The organism is Corynebacterium sp. HMSC073H12 (assembly GCF_001837775.1).
GTDB classification, from domain to species: domain Bacteria; phylum Actinomycetota; class Actinomycetes; order Mycobacteriales; family Mycobacteriaceae; genus Corynebacterium; species Corynebacterium amycolatum.
Genome location: NZ_KV834038.1, coordinates 88,282 through 107,846 on the forward strand (window position 1 = coordinate 88,282; position 19,565 = coordinate 107,846).

General features: G+C 58.5%; 15 protein-coding genes and 2 tRNA genes. 6 read left to right on the forward strand and 11 right to left on the reverse strand.

Annotation, left to right across the window (positions count from 1 at the left end; all coding sequences use genetic code 11):
- Positions 1-60 precede the first annotated feature (60 nt).
- Both HMPREF2708_RS07125 and HMPREF2708_RS07130 read right to left on the reverse strand, forming a co-directional pair.
- Positions 61-133 (reverse strand) — tRNA-Glu (locus HMPREF2708_RS07125).
- 52 nt (positions 134-185) lie between these two features.
- Positions 186-257, reverse strand: a tRNA-Gln gene (locus HMPREF2708_RS07130).
- 295 nt (positions 258-552) lie between these two features.
- Between HMPREF2708_RS07130 and HMPREF2708_RS07135 the strand changes: the two genes are divergently transcribed.
- Positions 553-1,965: a hypothetical protein gene (locus tag HMPREF2708_RS07135; protein ID WP_246840370.1), complete on the forward strand. Its 1,413-nt coding sequence runs from the start codon at positions 553-555 to the stop codon at positions 1,963-1,965.
- Here the strand turns inward: HMPREF2708_RS07135 and gltX are convergent.
- Entirely contained in the window at positions 1,949-3,436 is a 1,488-nt protein-coding gene (gene gltX / locus HMPREF2708_RS07140; RefSeq protein ID WP_070833673.1) for a glutamate--tRNA ligase, read from the reverse strand. The two genes, HMPREF2708_RS07135 and gltX, sit on opposite strands and share 17 nt — an antisense overlap.
- 57 nt (positions 3,437-3,493) lie before the next feature.
- Positions 3,494-4,207, reverse strand: coding sequence for a TIM barrel protein (locus HMPREF2708_RS07145; RefSeq protein ID WP_246840371.1), 714 nt, complete (start codon positions 4,205-4,207; stop codon positions 3,494-3,496).
- Between HMPREF2708_RS07145 and HMPREF2708_RS07150 the strand changes: the two genes are divergently transcribed.
- Both HMPREF2708_RS07150 and HMPREF2708_RS07155 read left to right on the forward strand, forming a co-directional pair.
- Positions 4,206-4,928: an SDR family oxidoreductase gene (locus HMPREF2708_RS07150; RefSeq protein ID WP_070833914.1), complete on the forward strand. Its 723-nt coding sequence runs from the start codon at positions 4,206-4,208 to the stop codon at positions 4,926-4,928. The genes HMPREF2708_RS07145 and HMPREF2708_RS07150 overlap by 2 nt on opposite strands.
- Positions 4,929-4,984: 56 nt before the next feature.
- The gene (locus tag HMPREF2708_RS07155; protein WP_070549661.1) at positions 4,985-6,217 is read left to right on the forward strand and encodes an isochorismate synthase; all 1,233 of its coding nucleotides are present in this window, start codon (positions 4,985-4,987) and stop codon (positions 6,215-6,217) included.
- A 12-nt stretch (positions 6,218-6,229) separates the two neighbouring features.
- Here HMPREF2708_RS07155 and HMPREF2708_RS07160 read toward each other — a convergent pair whose 3' ends face one another.
- From HMPREF2708_RS07160 to HMPREF2708_RS07170, 3 genes are all read right to left on the reverse strand, one after another.
- A complete protein-coding gene (locus HMPREF2708_RS07160) occupies positions 6,230-7,018 on the reverse strand; it encodes a fumarylacetoacetate hydrolase family protein (protein ID WP_070833675.1) in 789 nt (262 codons plus the stop codon).
- A gap of 65 nt (positions 7,019-7,083) precedes the next feature.
- Positions 7,084-7,671: a 3'-5' exonuclease gene (locus HMPREF2708_RS07165; RefSeq protein ID WP_070833676.1), complete on the reverse strand. Its 588-nt coding sequence runs from the start codon at positions 7,669-7,671 to the stop codon at positions 7,084-7,086.
- A 46-nt stretch (positions 7,672-7,717) separates the two neighbouring features.
- Positions 7,718-9,592 carry a DUF294 nucleotidyltransferase-like domain-containing protein gene (locus tag HMPREF2708_RS07170; protein WP_070833677.1) on the reverse strand — a complete coding sequence of 625 codons (1,875 nt, stop codon included), beginning with the start codon at positions 9,590-9,592 and terminating at the stop codon, positions 7,718-7,720.
- 88 nt (positions 9,593-9,680) lie between these two features.
- Here HMPREF2708_RS07170 and HMPREF2708_RS07175 point away from each other — a divergent pair, with 88 nt between their 5' ends.
- Positions 9,681-10,334 (forward strand): mycothiol transferase, encoded by a 654-nt coding sequence (locus HMPREF2708_RS07175; protein ID WP_070833678.1) that lies wholly within the window; start codon positions 9,681-9,683, stop codon positions 10,332-10,334.
- A 45-nt stretch (positions 10,335-10,379) separates the two neighbouring features.
- Here HMPREF2708_RS07175 and HMPREF2708_RS07180 read toward each other — a convergent pair whose 3' ends face one another.
- From HMPREF2708_RS07180 to HMPREF2708_RS07190, 3 genes are all read right to left on the reverse strand, one after another.
- Positions 10,380-11,396, reverse strand: coding sequence for a 3-isopropylmalate dehydrogenase (locus HMPREF2708_RS07180; protein ID WP_141745476.1), 1,017 nt, complete (start codon positions 11,394-11,396; stop codon positions 10,380-10,382).
- A 75-nt stretch (positions 11,397-11,471) separates the two neighbouring features.
- Complete coding sequence (locus HMPREF2708_RS07185) at positions 11,472-13,013, reverse strand: HNH endonuclease signature motif containing protein (protein WP_070833679.1); 1,542 nt, start codon at positions 13,011-13,013, stop codon at positions 11,472-11,474.
- A gap of 202 nt (positions 13,014-13,215) precedes the next feature.
- A complete protein-coding gene (locus HMPREF2708_RS07190) occupies positions 13,216-14,730 on the reverse strand; it encodes an acetyl-CoA hydrolase/transferase family protein (RefSeq protein ID WP_070833915.1) in 1,515 nt (504 codons plus the stop codon).
- A gap of 289 nt (positions 14,731-15,019) precedes the next feature.
- On the opposite strand from HMPREF2708_RS07190, the gene HMPREF2708_RS07195 reads away from it, so the two are divergent.
- Positions 15,020-16,153: a GTP-binding protein gene (locus tag HMPREF2708_RS07195; protein WP_070833680.1), complete on the forward strand. Its 1,134-nt coding sequence runs from the start codon at positions 15,020-15,022 to the stop codon at positions 16,151-16,153.
- 94 nt (positions 16,154-16,247) lie between these two features.
- Positions 16,248-17,750, forward strand: coding sequence for an acetyl-CoA hydrolase/transferase family protein (locus tag HMPREF2708_RS07200; protein ID WP_070833681.1), 1,503 nt, complete (start codon positions 16,248-16,250; stop codon positions 17,748-17,750).
- 109 nt (positions 17,751-17,859) lie between these two features.
- On the opposite strand, the gene serA is transcribed toward HMPREF2708_RS07200, so the two are convergent.
- A complete protein-coding gene (serA, locus tag HMPREF2708_RS07205; RefSeq protein ID WP_038629526.1) occupies positions 17,860-19,455 on the reverse strand; it encodes a phosphoglycerate dehydrogenase in 1,596 nt (531 codons plus the stop codon).
- Positions 19,456-19,565 lie beyond the last annotated feature (110 nt).

Below are 19,565 nucleotides of genomic sequence, written 5' to 3' on the forward strand. Positions count from 1 at the left end.
CCGTTGTGTTGCCAATTACACCATAGGCCAATAAAGACTGGCGCTTTCGCGCTGTCTTTGTACCCCGTACGGGATTTGAACCCGTGTTACCGCCGTGAGAGGGCGGCGTCCTAGGCCGCTAGACGAACGGGGCTTAGAACTGAATTCAACTCAACTAATCAAGTTAGTTAAGCAAGCGAATTCCGCTGGCCTACCAGGACTCGAACCTAGAATGACGGTACCAGAAACCGTTGTGTTGCCAATTACACCATAGGCCATCGCTGCTGAACGCAACGAGGAATAATATAGCCAATTCGCGTGAACAAGAGCAAATCACCTGGTCAAAGGCTCGTTGTCAAAGGCTCGTTTAAATTCGCGAGGCCCCACAGCCCACCTCAGCAGTGCACATAACTAATGCATAACCAATGCGGTGCATCTAACTAACGCAATCCCAGATCGAAAGCCCATTCGATCGCAGCTCAAAGTCGATCCGCCCTTCAGGAGACACTTCGTGGTGAAGCGGCTGGCAAACAGCCGCCACACACCACAAACCATCCCTGAAAGGCAAGCATCATGACTTCCCCCTCAACAACGGCAACAGCAACCGCCCCCATCACACTCGAGCTGGAGTTCTCCGACATCACGGAGCAAATGAACGGCACCATCGGCCGCGTCATCGGCACTGTCGCTATCCGTCAGTTCGCGAAAATCATCTCGGGCCTCAACCTCGATGCCAACCCACGCGTGTCCCGCACCGGCCGCATCACCGATGCCATCATGGAAACCATCGACACCACGCCGGAGCTCTTCGCCTACAAGTCCAAGGGTGTGCTCCTGGCCTCCACTCAGTTCACCAGTGAAGACAATCTCTACCGCTTCACCTTCAGCAACCGTCGCATCGAAGGCATCCTCGACGGCGGCCACAACTCGCTGGCTATCGCGCTGTTCGTCCTGGGCAAGCTCGCTCCACCGCCTAGCCGCAAAATCAAGACGTGGTCCGAAATGAAGGAGGTCTGGATGGAGCGCTCCGAAGAAATCGCGGAATTGCTTGCCGACGAAAGCCTCACCGAGCTCGATGCCCGAGTTCCGGTAGAGGTACTCGTTCCCGGTGCTCGGGACGAGGACACTGTGCAGGACTTCTCCGATGCTCTGCTCGATATCTGTGCCGCCCGCAACAACAATGCGGAGCTCAAGGCGGAAGCAAAACTCAATCGCGCCGGCTACTTTGACGATCTGAAGCATGCTCTGCCGCAGGGAATTAGCGACAACGTGCAGTGGCGCACCAACGATACTGGTCGACTAAAGGTGGGCGATGTCATCGCTATGGCGTGGATTCCACTGTCCTGTATTGACCTGCCGAAGGATGCCGACGGCAAGCAGATTGAAGCACCGACCCCTACCAGCCTCTACTCCGGCAAGGCCAAGCTGCTTGACCGCTTCGAGGATGTCATGAGTTCCCCGGAGGTCACTAAGCCCAGCACTGAAAGTATCAATGAGCGCACCGAAGAGGTCGTTCTCTACAACGAGAAGGTCCGCAGTGCCTTGAACCTCACGCGTGACTTCATCGATATTTTCGAGCGCATCAACGCGGAGCTACCCGATCTCTACAACAAGAGTGGCGGCAAATTCGGCGGCATTGATGCTGTTGACAAGGCCAACAAGAAGAATCCGCGGACTGGCAAAACTCCACAGAAGTACTCGAAGTTCTACCGCCAGCCCATCGGCTACGCGATTCCGGACGGGTTCATCTACCCACTCGTGTACGCCTTTGCCGCACTGCTCAAGCGAAACGAGGACGGCACGGTCTACTGGGGAACCGACTGGCACGAGTTCTTCAATAACCACATGGGGTCGCTGGTCAAGGACTACCGCGAAACCTCCATGAACATGCTGAACCGCGACCCGCAGAAGGTGGGCAAGGAATTAGGCTCTTACACGAACCTGCTTCGCTCAGCCCAGCTCGCGCTCTTTACTGAGCAGCAGTAAAAGGAGTCACCTCGAGAGCCTTGCGCAGTCGACTCAGGCTGCGGCTGCGGCCAAGCAGCTCCATGGACTCGAACAGCGGCGGCGATACCTGAGCACCAGTTACAGCCACGCGCACCGGGCCGAAGGCCTTGCGTGGCTTCAGCTCCAGGTCCTGGATGAGAGCCTTCTGAAGTGCAGCTTCGAGCTTCTCGGTGACGAAGTCCTCTTCGCTGAGTGGCTCCACAGCTGCAATGGTGGCCTCCAGGACAGCGACGGCGTCTTCCTTGAAGTTACGGCGTGCCGAGCGCTCATCGAAGGTGAACTCGTCCTCTTCCACAACCAGGAACTTCGAGAGGTCCCAGGCGTCGGAAAGCGTCTTCACACGAGTCTGCAGCAGCGTTGCCAGGAAAGCGAACTTATCCGCCGGGTAGTCGGACGGGAAGTCAAAGTGGCTTTCCAAATACGTGCGCAGACGCTGTTCGAAGTCCTTCGGATCGAGCATGCGGATGTGGTCGGCGTTGATAGCGTCGGCCTTCTTCTGGTCGAAGCGGGCCGGGTTGGACAGCACATCGTGGATATCGAAGGCCTTAACCATCTCGTCCATGGTGAAGATGTCCTGGTCGCCGTCCATAGACCAACCCAGCAGAGCCAGGTAGTTCAGCAGACCCTCGCGGATGAAACCGTTATCGCGGTGGATGAAGAGGTTGGACTGTGGGTCGCGCTTGGACAGCTTCTTATTGCCCTCGCCCATAACGAACGGCAGGTGACCGAACTCCGGGGTGAACTTGGCGACACCGATGCGCTTCAGCGACTCGTAGAGAGCAATCTGGCGCGGGGTCGATGGCAGCAGATCCTCACCACGCAGGACGTGGGTGATCTCCATCAGAGCGTCATCGACCGGGTTAACCAGGGTGTAGAGCGGATCACCGTTGGAGCGGGCAATAACGAAGTCCGGAACCAGGCCGGCCTTGAACTCGATACGACCGCGGACGAGGTCCTCGAAGACAATGTCTTCGTCTGGCATGCGCAAGCGAATCACCGGCTTGCGCCCCTCTGCACGGAAGGCTTCCTTCTGCTCCTCGGTCAGGTTGCGGTCGTAGTTGTCGTAGCCCAGCTTCGGGTCACGGCCGGCGGCCTTGTGGCGCTCCTCAACCTCTTCAGCGGTGGAAAAGGCCTCGTAAGCTTCTCCAGCGTCAATGAGGCGCTGCAACACATCGGCGTAGATGTCCTTGCGCTGCGACTGGCGGTACGGGCCGTGCGGACCGCCGACGTCGATGCCCTCGTCCCAGTCAATACCGAGCCAATTCAGGGCCTCGATGATTGCCTGATAGGACTCTTCGGAGTCGCGAGCGGCATCGGTATCTTCGATGCGGAAGACCAGCTTGCCACCAGTGTGACGGGCATATGCCCAGTTGAACAGGGCGGTGCGGATGAGGCCAACGTGCGGGGTACCGGTTGGCGACGGGCAAAAGCGTACGCGAACATCTGACATGCTTTCCCACGATACCCGCCCTCCCACCTGCAGGCATGCATAGGGTTTTACATAGGGTTACAGAGTCCACTCCCCTGCCACTTCACCGGCGTATCCGGCGGCGCGCAGCCGCTCAACCCAGCTGCGCAGTGGCGCCTCACCGGTGCCCGGCGCGCCGCGGCCTGGGAAATCGGCAATCTGGACGTGCGCCGGCAGACTCACTCTTCCGGTCTCCACATCAGCGAGCCAAGCATCCACATCGATGCCATTGGCCGCAAAATGGTAAAAGTCCGCGAGCAGGCCAGCACCAGTCTGTTGCGCTAACTCCTCGGCCTGCCAGGGATCTGTAATGGGATAATCGGTCATCCCGGACAGTGGCTCAATCAATGCGCGAACGCCACTGAGCTCCAGCTGGGCAGTGATCTCGGTCAGCCTTTGCAACTGCAAGTCCGTTAGCTCCCCCGAGCGCCCCAGCAGCACGTTAGAGCATTTCAGCCCCGTGGCTCGCGCGATCTGGCTCACTGCCTCCAGGTGCCCCGCGGGCAACCCATCAGTATCGAGCACTCCTCGTTGCCCCGCTGCCATATCGCCACCCCACAAGTTCATGGCATAAAGACCAAAGCTGTCGTCAAAGAGGTCACAAAAAGCGGAAATCTCATCGGGTGCGGGCACTGCGAGGTCAAATGGCCACCAGAATTCCACGGCCGCGTAGCCGTCGTCACGCGCGGCGTTGACGGCGTCGTGCGGGGACATGTGTGCGTAGACCGTAGAACAGTTAATAATGGTGCTCATGACCAAAACGGTAGTAGTAACTGGTGGCGGCGCGGGCATTGGTCGCGAAATTGCTCTGGCTTTCGCCGCCGATGGCTGGCACGTGCATATCTGCGGCAGGCGTATCGACGCGCTCGAGACTGTTGCCGCCGAAGCGGACAACATCACCTACTCCAGGTGTGACATCACCGACCCCGAGCAGGTCCGTGCGATGTTTGACGACGCGCAGGTGGCTACGGGAACCATTGATGTTGCGGTGCTCAATGCGGGGCTGCCCGGCACGCCCGCAGAGTTCGGTGAGACTGACATTGAGGACTTCCGCGCAGTCATCGATACGAATGTGGTCGGCTCGTACCTGTGTGCACGCGAGGCTTTTTCGCGGATGAAGGCGGGGTGTGAGGGGAAGGCGGGGCAAGCGGGCGGCCGAATCCTGGTCAATTGTTCTATCGCGGCGCAGGTGCCGAGAGCGCACACGGCGGCGTACGCGACGTCGAAAAGCGCCCTTGCCGGAATGACCCACGTGCTTGCCCTCGACGGACGCGAGTACGGCATTACGGCAACGCGCATTGATATTGGCAATGCGCAGACTGACCTGTTGGGGACGTTCACAGGCAGCGAGCCGATGTTCGATGCCAAGCAGGCTGCGGAAACTTTCCTCTACGCCGCGAATCTGCCGGCAGGTGCCGTCATCGATCAGCTTACGATTACCGCTGCGGGTATGCCCTTTTTGGGCAGGGGTTAGCCTGCCCCTTAAACTGGAGCACAACTGGGTTTAGATTGAGGAGGCGGGTTAGGGCTATGTCCATGGAAAACCACCCCTCTCTGGGCGGCGGAAACGAGGAAGAGCAGCAGGAAAAGTCTCACCCGTCGAACGAGCCTGCAGCGACTCCGAAGCGTTCGACGCGCTGGGACACGTCCCGCCCAACCACCGCTCCTGATTTTTTGCTCTCCCGTGCGCACGGCTCCATCCGCACGCAAGGTATTGAAGAGCAGATTTCCGACCCCTGGCTCGCGGCCGAGGGACTGCACTCGGGCATTCACAAGATGGTGGTCGGCGCCCTGCCCTTCGACTTGGACAAGCCCGCTGCCCTGACCGTTCCCCGGGAAGTCATCCGCTCCTCGCAGCCGCTGGAGCCACCCGCGCACTACCGCTGGAACGCACCGAAGCCTCACGCCAGCATCGTCGCTTACGATCCCCCGCTCGATGAGCACGCTGAGCGCATCGCCGCAGCCATCCGCACCATCGAGTACTCGGCGCTGGAAAAGGTCGTGCTCGCGCGCGCTGTGGAACTCGAAATCGATCCCCCGATTGACCCGCTCCTACTCGCATCGCGGCTTATCGACGGATCCCCCAACCGCGATGGCTTTGTCGTGGATCTCTCTCCCGCCGGTTCCGATTACGAGGGCAAGTTGCTCATCGGTTCTTCCCCGGAGATGCTGGTCCGCCGTACAGGCGACATCGTTGAGGCATTTCCCTTGGCCGGGTCGTTGCCAAGGTCGCGAAATGAAGAGGTGGACCGGGCGTCGGCTCGTCGTTTAGCGGATTCACGCAAAAACTTGGATGAGCATGCCTTCGTTGTCGATGACATCGCCGACAACCTGGCGCCGCTGTGCAGTTCGCTGGATGTTCCGGACAGCCCCGAGCTGATGAGCACCGCCGAAATGTGGCACTTGGCCACGCATATCCGCGGTCGATTGAAGGATCCGTCGCTGTCCGCGCTGGATTTGGCACTGGTGGTGCACCCAACACCAGCCATTTGTGGCACACCGACGGAATCCGCCTTCGGCGTCATTCAGGCCGTAGAGACCGACCGCGGCTTCTACTCGGGCGCTGTCGGCTGGTGCGATGAGAATGGCGACGGCGAGTTCGTGGTCTCCATACGCTGCGCCGAGATTGACACTGAGGGCTCCGTGGCACGACTATGGGCCGGAGGCGGCATTGTGTCGCACTCCGACCCAGAAGAAGAAGTCACGGAGACCAGCGCCAAAATGGGCACTGTGCTCCGCGCTTTTGGAGTTAAAGGCGCTTAAGCCCCTAGCAGCTTAAGCTCGCTCCACCGGGTTGGCCAGCTTGCCGATACCCGGAATCTCGATTTCGATGCGGTCGCCCGGGAACATCGCAGCGGTCCCGGCCGGGGAGCCGGTGCAGATGACGTCACCCGGCAGCAGCGTAATCGAGGCGGTGATGAACTCGATGATCTCCGGGATGGACATAATCATCTGGTTGGAGTTGGAGTCCTGCTTAGTCTCGGTAACGCCCTCGTGAGTCAGGTGCGCCTTGATTGGCAGCTCGTTGTAGTCCAGCTCCGTCTGGATCCACGGGCCCAGCGGGCAGAAGGTATCGATGCCCTTTGCGCGTGCCCACTGACCGTCGGCGAACTGCAGGTCACGGGAAGAAACATCATTGACGATGGTGTATCCGAAGATCACATCGTGAGCGTTTTCCTTCTTGACGTTCTTGCACGGTTTACCAATAACCAGTGCCAGCTCGCCCTCAAACTCAACGTTGGTGGCGAATTCCGGAATACGAATCGGCGCTTCCGGGCCAATGACGGCCGTCGGCGGCTTGATGAACATCGTCGGCGGCAGCGATTCTGCCGACTTCTTGAACACCTCGGCGACGTGGTCAGCGTAGTTACGACCAATAGCGATGACCTTCGACGGCAGCATCGGGGCAAGCAGACGTACGTCGGCAAGCGGCCAGGAACGACCAGTCTTATTCAGCTGACCGAAAGGGTGCCCTTCGATCTCGTGCAAAGTAACTTCATTGCCTTCGCCCTCGACGAGCGCGAAGCACATGCCCTCTGGGTGGGCGATTCGAGCAATACGCATAAAAATAGGGTACACGTCACATTGCGATAATTATGCAACGACCCCCACTCTCAAACACTTACGATTTAAACTCCGCGCGATTCCTGCGCAAGCCACACCAGCGCACAAGCCAGTGCATCATTGAACGCGTGGTGCGCCTTAAGACGGGGAATGCCGTACTTGTCGCACAGTGACCACAACCGCAGCTCATCACGGACGGGCTCGCGGTTGGCCCGCAAAATCGCGTCGTACTCGCGTGTCATAGTGTCCGCCACCGGCACATCAAAGCGCGCATCAAAGTACTTCCGGCACAACGGATCCAGGAAACCAACTTCCATCCGCGCGTAGTGCGCCAGCAGCTTCCGTCCGCGCAGAGCTTCTAACAGCTTGCCGACGGCTACCTCTGCCTCTACCCCGGTTGCGACCATGTCGTCGGTAAGCCCATGCACCGTCGCCGACTCGCCGACGCTCACCTCCTCGCGCTCTGGGCGGATGAGAAGATGACCCGACTCTTCCAGGACGATGTCGCGGCCTTCCACTGCCACCCAGCCGATGGAAAGCAGCTGATCTTTGGAAGGATCCAGACCTGTGGTTTCCACATCGACCGCGAGCCAGGCATTGTCGCGGATAGGTGCGTCCAGGAGTTTCTTGCGGGGTCTAAAAAACTTCAACATTGCGCGCTCCCACAGCTAACTCACACAGCTCACTCACACAGCTAAACTACGACATCGCCCGGATGGGATACTTCGCCCCGAGACTCTGCTGCAACTTGCGGATAACACCAAACGCATCGCGCAGATGCTCCCGTTCCAGGCTTGATAGGCGCTTAGGGTAGATGTGGTTATTCGGCTGGGTGCCGGCGTTGAACTGGGCCTGCTGGTGATGAAGCTGCACCGTGCACAGGAACTCGAACGCATCCGCAAGGTCCTGAGCACCTTGGCGACTCACGCTTCCGGCTCCGGCACTTGCTGCCAAACGCTCACGTGTCGACAGCTGTGGCAGACCGGCTGCCACAGCAAATAGACGCGCCATCTGCACCACAGCAGCAGTTCCCCCCTTCTTGATGTCCAGGGTTTCCGCGTGCTCGCCGCCCTTTTCCAGCACCAGGCCACGGAAGAAGCCGAGCGGCGGCTCCCGCCAGGCCGCGAGTTTGGCCAAGTGCGCGTGCAGGCGCTGCGCCCCCTGCGCCAGCGGCAGGTAGGCGGCGCGCAGTTCCTCCACTAGTTGCACGTCGCCCGCCACCCCACGCATGTCGAAGAAGGTCTGTGCATGTAGCAACGCCTCCGCCTCCGGTGCCGTAATCCACCCGTGGAAAGTGCGCAGCCACTGCGACTTGGTCATCCGCCACGCAGGGTTGCTGGCCATCATGTCCCCTGGACAGAGCGGATAACCAACTCGGGCAAGGTTGGTGCAAATCTCGTCGCTAAGCGCGGCGAAATAGTCAGCGTGAACGTCGACGTCGTAGTCGTCGGCGAGAACCAGCGCATTGTCCTGATCGGAGGCGAGCCCCATCTCCCCGCGCCCATGCGAGCCCAGTACCGCAAACGCGTAGCTGACCGGCGGGGGCCCGAGCTTTTCCTCAGCAAGCGTGACCAGACGGCGAGTGACAGCATCGGTCACGGCAGTCAGCAGCTTAGCGACCTCCTCCCCCGAGTCACCCCGGTCAATGAACCGGCCGACAATTCGCCGCGCGTTCTGAGCGATCTCCGCAATCTCCGAAATATCACTCTTCCGCGCCAGCGTCGCCGTAGCGTACACGGGATCGGTGTGCAGACTGCGTAGAAGGTCACCAATGACGATCATCCCGACCACTCGTGTCCCGTCATGCACCGGCAGGTGGTGGTAGCCGCGCTCGGCCATCAGCAGCATGGCTTCAAAAACCAACAGATCGGGACTGATGGTTTCCGGGTTTCCGGTCATCACTTCGCTTACAAGCGTCGCCGCTGGCTTAGCCTCTGCCAGTACCCGACGCCGAAGATCGCGGTCAGTGATAATGCCAACGAGTGGGCTCTGGTTGGCGCCTGCAGACTCCATCACCAGCAGACTGGAGACATTCCGCTCCGTCATAATCTGCGCGGCCTCTTGCACTGTCGCGTCAGCGCTGCAAGTCACCAGCGATGTTTCCATCAGGTCCGCAACCCGCGTACGCAACGATTCCGATGCGGCAGTACTCCGCAGCTTCGATGCCACTGCACGAATGCGTGCGTTTTCTCCGCCGTAGTAGCGCCGAACTTCAGCAAACTGGTCATTGAGCTGGTCAAAGACCTCCTTGGAAATCACCAGTAAAACGCAATCCTCCACCGCCGTCATCGTGTACAGCGAGGGATCGCTACTCAATAGTGTCGAATAGCCGAGATGATCACCCACATCGCGCCGGTCCAGCAGAGTGCCCGCAGGATCAAAAACATCCACCATGCCAGAGCGAATAATGAAACAGCTGTTATTATCCGCACCCGCCCGGATAATCTCCGTACCACGACGGGCATAGCGCATGGTCAAAAGCGGTGGGATAGTCGCCCGCTCTTCATCGGAGAGGTCCGAAAAGGGGCGAGTGTGGCTGAGGAAGTCTGCGATTTCCGCAAGCTCGACGGTCATGGGGTCAATTATCCCCTATTTTTGGCCCCAATAGGAGTGATTTGCGGGACTGTTTTTGCCGGGTTGTTTTCCTGGAATACTTAACCTTATGACCAATTCCACACACAGCGCTTCAACGAATCCCGAATGGCCGCTCGATGTCCACATCCTCGGCAGGATGGACAAGCTCGCGGCACTCGTCGCCACGCTTGACGACGACACCTTCAACGCAACCCTCCCCATCCCAGCCATTAACTCCCTGGCAGTGCTGCTACGGCATGTGACTGGATCTGCGAGGTACTGGCTCGAGCGCGTCTGCCTTGGGCGCGATTATGTCCGCGATCGCGATGGGGAGTTTTCTGCTCATTGCAGTGTTTCGGAAGGGCTGGAGATTTACCACCGCGATCGCGCGGCTATTGAATCCGCGCTGGTGGAGCTGCAAGGCGTGGACCGCGCTGGTGCTCCTGCTGCGATTCCTACCGATAAAGACCGTTGGTGGTGCGGCAGCATCGAAGGAGTGATTGTGCATGTCTTCCACGAGGCGGCTCAGCACCTGGGACATGCGGAGATCACAAGGGATGCGCTGGTGGCAGGGCTGGGAGGAAATGGTTCCGATGGCGGCGCAGGAAGCTCATCCCCACACCCCCTCGACACCATCATCGATGTGCTTGCCCAGGTCGGACATGCGTCGGACTTCATCGAGCACACCGCCGACGGTAAGACTCACATCACTACCGTCGATGGCAAAACTGTGATTGTCTAACCCTTCCCCTATTTTACTGCACTACTGTTTGCACTACCGCATGCGCTACTTCAAAGCAGCAGCAATGCGGTCGCCAACTTCACTGGTCTTGATCGGGCCACTACCGCGGGTAGCCATGTCAGCTTCCACAGCAGCTTCAATGCGCTGAGCGTCTTCCTCACGACCCAGATGGCGAAGCATCATGGCACCCGACAGAATGGCTGCCGTCGGGTCAGCGATCCCCTTGCCAGCAATGTCGGGCGCGGAGCCGTGAACGGGCTCGAACATGGACGGGTTGGTATTGGAGGCGTCAATGTTGCCGGACGCTGCCAGGCCGATACCGCCCGAAACCGCACCAGCTTCATCAGTAATGATGTCGCCGAAGAGATTGTCGGTGACGATGACGTCGAAACGCGAAGGATTAGTGACGAGGTAAATCGTCGCAGCGTCGATGTGCGAGTAATCGACATCTACCTCTGGGTATTCCTTAGCGACCTCGTCGACCGTACGCTGCCACATACCACCGCCGTGCACCAGCACATTGGTCTTGTGGACGAGAGTCAGCTTCTTGCGACGGGTCATAGCCAGCTCGAAGGCGTAGCGAACAACGCGCTCAGCACCGAAGCGGGTATTGACGGAGGTCTCGTTGGCAACCTCGTGTGGCGTGCCGACGCGAATCGCACCGCCGTTACCGGTGTAGGCACCTTCGGTTCCCTCGCGGACGACCACGAAATCAATTTCGCCCGGGTTCTTCAGCGGAGACTCGACACCCGGGAAGAGCTTGGAAGGACGCAGGTTAACGTGGTGATCCAGCGCGAAGCGCATCTTCAGCAGCAGTCCGCGTTCGAGAACGCCCGGGGGAACGTTCGCCGGGTCACCGATGGCACCGAGCAGAATAGCGTCGTGCTCGCGCAGAGAGTCAAGGTCGGCGTCGGTGAGCAGTTCGCCATTGCGCAAGTAGCGACGCGAACCGAGGTCATACTCGGTGGTGTCGAACTCGCCGATAGCAGCCTCCAGCACCTTCAGTGCCTCTGCCGTAACTTCCGTGCCGATGCCATCCCCCGGGATGACGGCGATCTTCAGCTTTCCTACCTCAGTCATTTTTTGAGATACCCTTCTCACTATATGGACACAAATGAGTGTAGCAGAACCTAGCACTCACTCCCCATCACTGTCTCCGCGGTTCTTACCATCTCTATCGCTTTCACAATCTCTATCGCTTTCACAATCCACCCCGTCTACTGTCCTCCCCTTTTCCAAATCCCTCCGCACCTTATCCACTAGGCCGCGGAGACTGTCATGCAATTTGCGACGTTTCTCATTGTGCTCAGCCAGCGCAGCGGTCTTCTTTTCAGTCTGCGAGGCAAAGGTGTACCGACCATGCCCAGTATGCTCTTTGTCCGACTGCGCAAACGGCCCCTCATCACAAGAGAGGAACGTCCAGGCTTCAGTCCCATCATCACCTCGAACAACTCGCCACAGACCAGCAGTTTTGAGGTTGTGGTGCCGTCGACAGAGACAATGGAGATTATCTGTGTGCGTAGCCCCTTCCGTTTGCCGCTCACCACCGGAAAGACTGTGATCAAATTCCACAATATGGTCGATATCGCACTTTTCCGCAGGGACATCGCATCCAGGAAAACTACACACACCGTCACGGGCACGCACGAATGCACGCTGCGACTCGGAGGGCCGATAGCCCTCAACTGCACTATCCCCCAGCACCCGCAATGTCGATACCCGTTTCAGCCAAGACTCGGCCACCAGCGTAGAAAGCCAACCAGCACCAGCGAGCCACACTGGAGTGTTTTCCGGTTCGCCATCCTCCCCGGGAGAGAGCACTCGGAAGAGCTCCAGATTCACCTCCACCTCACAAGTACCGCGTAGCGCATGCATGAAAGCTGCCGCGCGACTCACTTTCATCTTCTTAGCCACTGCGTCGATAATTGCAAGAGCTTCCACCGCATGATGTCGCTCGAGCACAGTAGTCAGCGTTACCACTCCAGCGTCACCACGTTCATCAACCGCGATAAACTCCTTAGCCGTCATGCGATCGCCAAAGTAGTCGAGAGCCGCAGCTTGAACCTCCTGCACCTCTTTCGACTCCTCAGGACTATCCGCAGACCCTCCACCCTCCTCGACTTGGTATGCCGCCGCATCAATTGCAGCATCTACGGTCGCTTCCACATTCCGGGCCAGGACCCTATCAGTGTGCAACCCAGCGACATCCACATCGCGTGGCCGGACTTCCGGAGCACACTCACCAATCACTCGCTGCACGCGCGTTGCCATCGCCCGCACGCCACGGAGCGCTTCCCCGTCTCGCCTTGGCTTAACGACGGCCACGAGACCTGACTCAACTGCGTCAACTTTTTCATCGACTACAGGGCGTGTGTGTTTTCCGAGCATTGCCAAATGCTTCATTGACAAGTGCCCGCGCTCCTGGCACATTTCCGCCAATTGCGGCATGCGCCCAAGCATGTAGCCAATTTCCATATATTTATTAACTTCGGTACGAGAGATTCCGAGCACCACCGACCAATAAGCCAGATGAGCTTCAACATCGCCATCATCTGGTGGTGCGACCCGCTGAGCGATAACCATCTGCAGACGATTAATCTCCCGCATCACTTCGGCGAGCGGATGAGCCCTCACCTCATGACTGAAGCGAAATTCCCCACACGATTCCAACTCTGACATTGCACTGTCCCCTCCCTAACGAGGTCCCCTAACGAACAGTTCTTTATCAATTCGCCCACACCATATCCCCCACCCCGGATTCAAACCGCCGCCCAAACCCAAGAATCACCGCCAAATTCGAACACTCTTTCGAGCGGATACTAAAAGCAAATCCCGCCCTACGACGCAAACTTCGTCGTAAAGCGGGAAACGCACTAGAACCTTAGTCGACCGGCTTCATCGAGCCGTTCTCAAGGAAGCGACGGTGGAAGTCGTAAGAAGTACCCAGGTCATGCGGAGTGTGCAGGTACGGAGTGGCCTTCTCAGCACGCTCAACGTACTCGAGCAGCGCCTCCTTGTACATCGGGTGAGCACACTTCTCGATAATAAGGCGGGAGCGCTGACGTGGAGCCAGACCACGGAGGTCAGCCAGACCCTGCTCAGTGATGATAACCATCACGTCGTGCTCAGTGTGGTCAACATGGGAGACCATGGGCACGATAGCAGAAATATTGCCATTCTTAGCCAACGACGGAGACACGAACGATGAAATGTAGGCGTTGCGGGTGAAGTCGCCGGAGCCACCAATACCGTTCATCAAGCGCGAGCCAGCCACGTGAGTGGAGTTGACATTACCGTAGATGTCGGCCTCAATCATGCCGTTGGTGGCAATCAGCCCCATACGGCGAGTCAGCCCCGGGTTATTGGAGAGGTCCTGCGGACGCAGCACAATCTTGTCACGGTAGTCAGCAGCATTCTCATTCATTCGAGCTGCATATTCCGGAGACAGCGAGAAAGCAGTGCCGGAAGCCATGGTCAGCTTGCCAGCATCCATCAGGTTAATCATTCCATCCTGAATAACCTCAGTAAAGGAGGTCAGGTTCTCATACTTGGAGTCAAGCAGCCCCGCAAGCACAGCGTTTGGAATGTTGCCGACACCCGACTGCATCGGCAGCAGGTTCTCCGGCAGACGTCCGGCCTTGACCTCACAATCGAGGAAGTCGAGCAGGTAGCCCGCAATGGCCTTAGAGTCATCATCCAGCGGCTTGAACGGCGAGTTACGGTCCTCGGCGTTAGTCTCAACGACAGCAACAACCTTGTCGACATCAATCGGAACATACGGGGTGCCAATACGGTCACCCGGAGTCAGAATCGGAATCTCCTTGCGGTTCGGAGGCAGGCCGACACTGTAGATATCATGCATGCCCTCGAGGTCCTCAGATTGCCAGGAGTTGACCTCGATGATGATCTTCTCGGCGGCATTCAAATATGAAACACTATTACCAACCGAAGAGGAAAGAATCAGGGAGCCATCGGCCTTAATGCGAACGGCTTCAACGACGGCAACATTGACCGGACCAAAGAAGCCCTGCTCCGTCATCGGACCAGAGTGCGAAAGGTGAATATCACTGTAGTACGCGTCGCCCGCATTAATGAGGCTACGCATTGTCGGATCAGACTGGTATGGCATGCGCCACTCGACACCGTTGGCCTTTGCCAACACACCATCGAGCTCCGGAGCGGTAGAAGCACCGGTCAAGACCTTAATCTTGAACTCATCACCCCGTTCGTGAGCGGCCTCCATACGCTCAGCGAGAGCCGGCGGAACAACCTTCGGATAGCCGGCGCCGGTAAATCCGGCAAAGCCCACCATATCTCCGTGATTGATGAACTGTGCCGCCTCCTGCGCGGTCATCACCTTGGATTTGAGGCCGGCATGGGCAATACGATCTGACATGAACTCACCTTTCTGCATCCCCCAACGCGACTATCGGGGGTAGCACTTCGAACACCGAAGCACACCCCCAACCCTATCAACGAAGCGGTTAGCGCCCTTCATTCAGAAGTCCGAAAGCGCCCCCATTTTAGGCACGCTCCACGCGCCACCAAAACCGACTACAACACCGTTTTATGCCCTACGTCACAGCTGGCCAACAATCAGTCATACGACACTTTTACAACCTCCCCCACACCTTAATTCACGCACACTTTATTGATAATCATTTTCAGTACGCTAGTCTTGTTGGGTGACTTCTACCGAATTTTCTGATACCACTACCCCGACCACTCCCGTCACCGTCCTGTCCGGATTCCTAGGCGCCGGCAAGACCACCCTCCTGAACAACCTCCTGGCAAACTCGCAGGGACGCAAAATCGCGGTTATCGTCAACGACTTCTCGGAAGTCAACGTCGACGCCGCCCTGATTGAGCAGGGCACATATCTCGAGCGCGGCGAAGACCGTTTCATCGAAATGTCCAACGGCTGCATCTGCTGCACACTTCGAGATGACCTCGTTGAAAACGTCGGCAAGCTCGCGCGCAGCGGCAAGTTCGAGCACATCGTCATCGAATCCACCGGCATCTCCGAGCCCATGCCAGTCGCCGCTACCTTCGAGTGGGAATTCGACGACGGCCGTCGCCTCGCCGACATCGCCCCCATCGACACGATGGTCACGCTCGTCGACGCCTCCACATTCCTCGACAGCCTCCGCCAGGGACGTGCACTGCCTGACGACGAACGCACGGTCGCCGACCTCCTTGTCGACCAGGTGGAATTCGCCGATCTCATCCTCATCACCAAATCCGACCTCGCAGGCGAAAAGCTCACCGGCGGTACCGAGGAAACCATCCGCGCAATGAACCCTCGTGCACGCATCGTCCGCGTGACTAACGGAGAAATCGCCACCTCCGCCATTCTCGACGCATCGCTTTACGACGAAGGCACGGCGGCCACTTTCCACGGATATGCAGAAGAACTTGCGAATCCCCACACACCGGAGACCGAAGAATACGGCATTTCTTCGGTTGTTTTCCGAGGCAACCGCCCCTTCGACCGCGAACGACTAATCAAGGCCCTCCGCAGCACAAAGGGCCTCGTACGATCCAAGGGACACTGCTGGATTTCCGACCGCCTCGAAGTCGCCCACGTGTGGAGTCAGGCGGGGCCGAACCTGAAGATCACCCCTGCTGTCATGTGGGCACAGACCGATGTCCCACCATCCAATGAGGTCGTACTCATCGGTGTGAAATTTAACCCAGAGGCCACACTGCAAGCGTTCGAGGATGCCATGCTGACCGACGAAGAAGTGCGGGAGTTGCTGCAACAAAGCCCCTGGAAGAGCGCCGATAAACGACCGACTGAAGCGATTGGAGTGCCCTAAATCACTTCCCAACCTGCGGGTGTGGCAACACACTGTTAGCGCATGCTAGGTTAAGCGACAAAACTAAAGTCGAACAGTCTACTTAGGAGATGACATGTCTGATCGCATCGCACATGCCGGTTTGCGCGGCAAAGTAATGACCGCCGACGAGGCGGCACAGTTTATCAATCACGGTGATGCCCTCGGCATCTCTGGCTTCACCGGTGCTGGCTACCCGAAGGCTCTGCCGACTGCGCTGGCAAACCGCGGCAAGGAACTCCACGCCAAGGGTGAAGAGTTCGCTGTCGACATCTACACCGGCGCTTCCACTGCCCCGGACTGTGACGGCGTGATGGCAGAAGCTGACATCATCCGCTACCGCATGCCGTACCAGGGAGATCCGGCACTGCGTAAGTCCATCAACTCCGGCAAGGCAAAGTACCAGGACATCCATCTCTCCCACTCCGCGCTGTACATCGAGCAGGGCTTCCTGCCGATTGACGCCGCAATTGTAGAGGTCACTCGTATTACGGAAGATGGACACCTCATTCCGTCGTCAAGCGTTGGCAACAACGTTGAGTGGATGGACAACGCCGACAAGATCATCATTGAGGTCAACTCGTGGCAGTCCGAGGAACTCGAGGGCATGCACGACATCTACCGCATTCAGCACCTGCCTAACCGCACGCCGGTGCCGATCAACGCCCCGGGTGATCGCATTGGTACCCCTTACATCGACATCAACCTGGACAAGGTTGTCGCAGTTGTCGAGACCAACGCGCCGGACCGCAACTCCCCGTTCAAGCCGTTGGATGAGACCTCAAAGGCCATTGCTGGCCACTTCCTCGACTTCCTCGAGGGCGAAGTTCGCGCGGGTCGCCTGGCTTACGACCAGTACATCATGCAGTCGGGTGTCGGTAACGTGCCGAACGCTGTGATGGCGGGTCTGTTGGACTCTAAGTTTGAGAACATCAAGGCCTACACCGAGGTTATTCAGGACGGCATGATTGACCTGATTGACGCAGGTAAGATGACCGTCGCTTCGGCTACTTCGTTCTCCCTGTCTCCGGAAGCGGCAGAGCGCATGAACAACGAGGCTGCTCGCTACCGCAAGAACATCATCCTGCGCCCGCAGCAGATCTCCAACCACCCGGAGGTTGTCCGCCGTGTTGGTCTGATTGCCACCAACGGCATGATTGAGGCCGACATCTACGGCAACGTCAACTCCACCCACATCAACGGCAGCCGCATGATGAACGGCATCGGCGGTTCCGGTGACTTCACCCGTAACGCCTTCGTTTCCTCGTTCATCTCGCCGTCGCTGGCGAAGGACGGTGCGATTTCGACTATCGTTCCGTTCGCTTCGCACATTGACCACACCGAGCACGACGCCATGGTCATCATCACCGAGCGCGGATTCGCTGACCTGCGCGGCCTAGCACCGCGTGACCGCGTGGCTAAGATGATTTCCGTTGCACACCCGGAGTACCAGCCACTGCTGGAGGAGTACTACGAGCGGGCGCTGAAGACCGCTCCGGGCATGTCTACCCCGCACGATCTGCGCACTGCCTTCGACTTCCACGTCAACATGATTGAGAAGGGCTCGATGAAGGGCTAAGGCTTGTAAAACAGCTATAAGAAGCAGCAGGCAAACAAAAAATCCCCTCCGGTTGGAGGGGATTTTTCATAGGCTAGGAAGTAGCTCTAAAACGCCTAGGCGCTCAAAACTAGTCCAGCTCAAGCTGCAGAGCGTGGGTAGCGGAGATTTCCTCGGCAATCTTTTCGACGAGCTCCTCCGGAACCTCCTTGGAAACACGCAGCACCAGGATGGCAGTCTGATCTGCTTCCTGCGGAGACAGAGCAGCAGCCTCGATGTTGATGCCGGACTCACCCAGGGTGGTAGCTACGCGACCCAGAGCACCCGGAACGTCCTTGTACAGCAGGAACAGGTTACGCCCCTGAGCACGCATGTCGATGCCGCGGCCATTGATACGAACAATCTTCTCAACGCGGTTCAGGCCAGTGAGAGCACCAACTACGGTAGCGGTGGAGCCATCAGCGCCGATGACCTTGACCTCGAGGACGGAGCGGTGGGAGACGGACTCCGGCTCAGTCTCGACAGTGAAGGTCACACCCCGCTCTTCTGCAATACGCGGAGCGTTAACGAAAGTAACAGGCTCTTCCACCATGAGGGAGAACAGTCCACGGATTGCTGCCATCCCCAGAACGTTAACGTCCTCAGTGTGCAGCTCACCGCGAGCGGTGACCTCAACAGCGGCCGGAGCGCCCTCCAGCAGACCACCAGCAACCAGACCCAGCTCACGAGCCAGCTCGAGCCACAGGGCCACCTCTTCGCCAACAGCGCCACCGGAAACGTTGACGGCATCCGGGACGAACTCGCCAGCCAGTGCCAGCAGTACGGACTTAGCGACATCGGTACCGGCACGGTCCTGAGCCTCAACGGTGGAGGCGCCCAGGTGCGGAGCACAAACAGTTTCCGGCAGGCCAAACAGCGGGGAATCCGTGCACGGCTCGGTCGCGTACACATCGAAGCCAGCACCGCGGATGTTGCCAGCCTTGATCGCGTCGGCAAGCGCCTGCTCGTCGACGAGACCGCCGCGGGCAGCGTTGATGATGATCTGCCCCTTCTTGGCCTTGCCCAGGAGCTCAGCATCGAACATGCCAGCGGTTTCCTTGGTCTTCGGCAGGTGGATGGTCACGAAATCAGCACGAGCCATCAGGTCTTCCAGCTCAACCAGCTCAACACCGAGCTGAGCAGCACGGGCCGGGTTCGCGTACGGATCGTACGCAATGATGTTGGTCTCAAAAGCAGCGAGACGCTGCGCAAACAGCTGGCCGATGTGACCGAAACCGACGATACCGACGGTCTTGCCGAAGATTTCGACACCCTTGAAGGAAGAGCGCTTCCACTCCCCCTCACGCAGGGACGCGTCCGCAGCCGGCAGCTGGCGAGCGGTGGCCAGCAGCAGCGCGATTGCGTGCTCACATGCAGAGTGAATATTGGAGGTCGGAGCGTTAACAACCATGACGCCGCGCTTGGTAGCGGTATCGATGTCGACGTTATCCAGGCCAACGCCGGCACGGCCGACGATCTTCAGATTCGGAGCCGCCTCGAGGACTTCCTGATCCACGGTGGTAGCGGAGCGGACGAGCAGTGCGTCAGCGTCACCAACCGCAGCCAGGAGCTCAGCGCGGTTCGGACCATCTACCCAACGGACCTCAACGGAATCCCCCAATGCGTCCACTGTGGACTGTGCCAGCTTGTCGGCGATGAGGACAACGGGGCGAGCGTTCTGGCTCACAAGCATCTCCTGGTTTGTCTCGAAAAATTTATGCAGTATGTGCGGTGTCACTTAAGAAAACTACTAAAGCGTGCACGCGCATTACGTCTCATCATAAACTCTGGGGGTGA

Coding starts and splice junctions, on each gene's coding strand:
- HMPREF2708_RS07135 (WP_246840370.1), top strand. CDS start 553: ATGACTTCCCCCTCAACAACGGCAACAGCAACCGCCCCCATCACACTC.
- HMPREF2708_RS07190 (WP_070833915.1), bottom strand. CDS start 14,730: ATGTCAGATCGTATTGCCCATGCCGGCCTCAAATCCAAGGTGATGACC.
- HMPREF2708_RS07155 (WP_070549661.1), top strand. CDS start 4,985: ATGTCCATGGAAAACCACCCCTCTCTGGGCGGCGGAAACGAGGAAGAG.
- HMPREF2708_RS07150 (WP_070833914.1), top strand. CDS start 4,206: ATGACCAAAACGGTAGTAGTAACTGGTGGCGGCGCGGGCATTGGTCGC.
- gltX (WP_070833673.1), bottom strand. CDS start 3,436: ATGTCAGATGTTCGCGTACGCTTTTGCCCGTCGCCAACCGGTACCCCG.
- HMPREF2708_RS07165 (WP_070833676.1), bottom strand. CDS start 7,671: ATGTTGAAGTTTTTTAGACCCCGCAAGAAACTCCTGGACGCACCTATC.
- HMPREF2708_RS07200 (WP_070833681.1), top strand. CDS start 16,248: ATGTCTGATCGCATCGCACATGCCGGTTTGCGCGGCAAAGTAATGACC.
- HMPREF2708_RS07160 (WP_070833675.1), bottom strand. CDS start 7,018: ATGCGTATTGCTCGAATCGCCCACCCAGAGGGCATGTGCTTCGCGCTC.
- HMPREF2708_RS07185 (WP_070833679.1), bottom strand. CDS start 13,013: ATGTCAGAGTTGGAATCGTGTGGGGAATTTCGCTTCAGTCATGAGGTG.
- HMPREF2708_RS07175 (WP_070833678.1), top strand. CDS start 9,681: ATGACCAATTCCACACACAGCGCTTCAACGAATCCCGAATGGCCGCTC.
- HMPREF2708_RS07170 (WP_070833677.1), bottom strand. CDS start 9,592: ATGACCGTCGAGCTTGCGGAAATCGCAGACTTCCTCAGCCACACTCGC.
- HMPREF2708_RS07145 (WP_246840371.1), bottom strand. CDS start 4,207: ATGAGCACCATTATTAACTGTTCTACGGTCTACGCACACATGTCCCCG.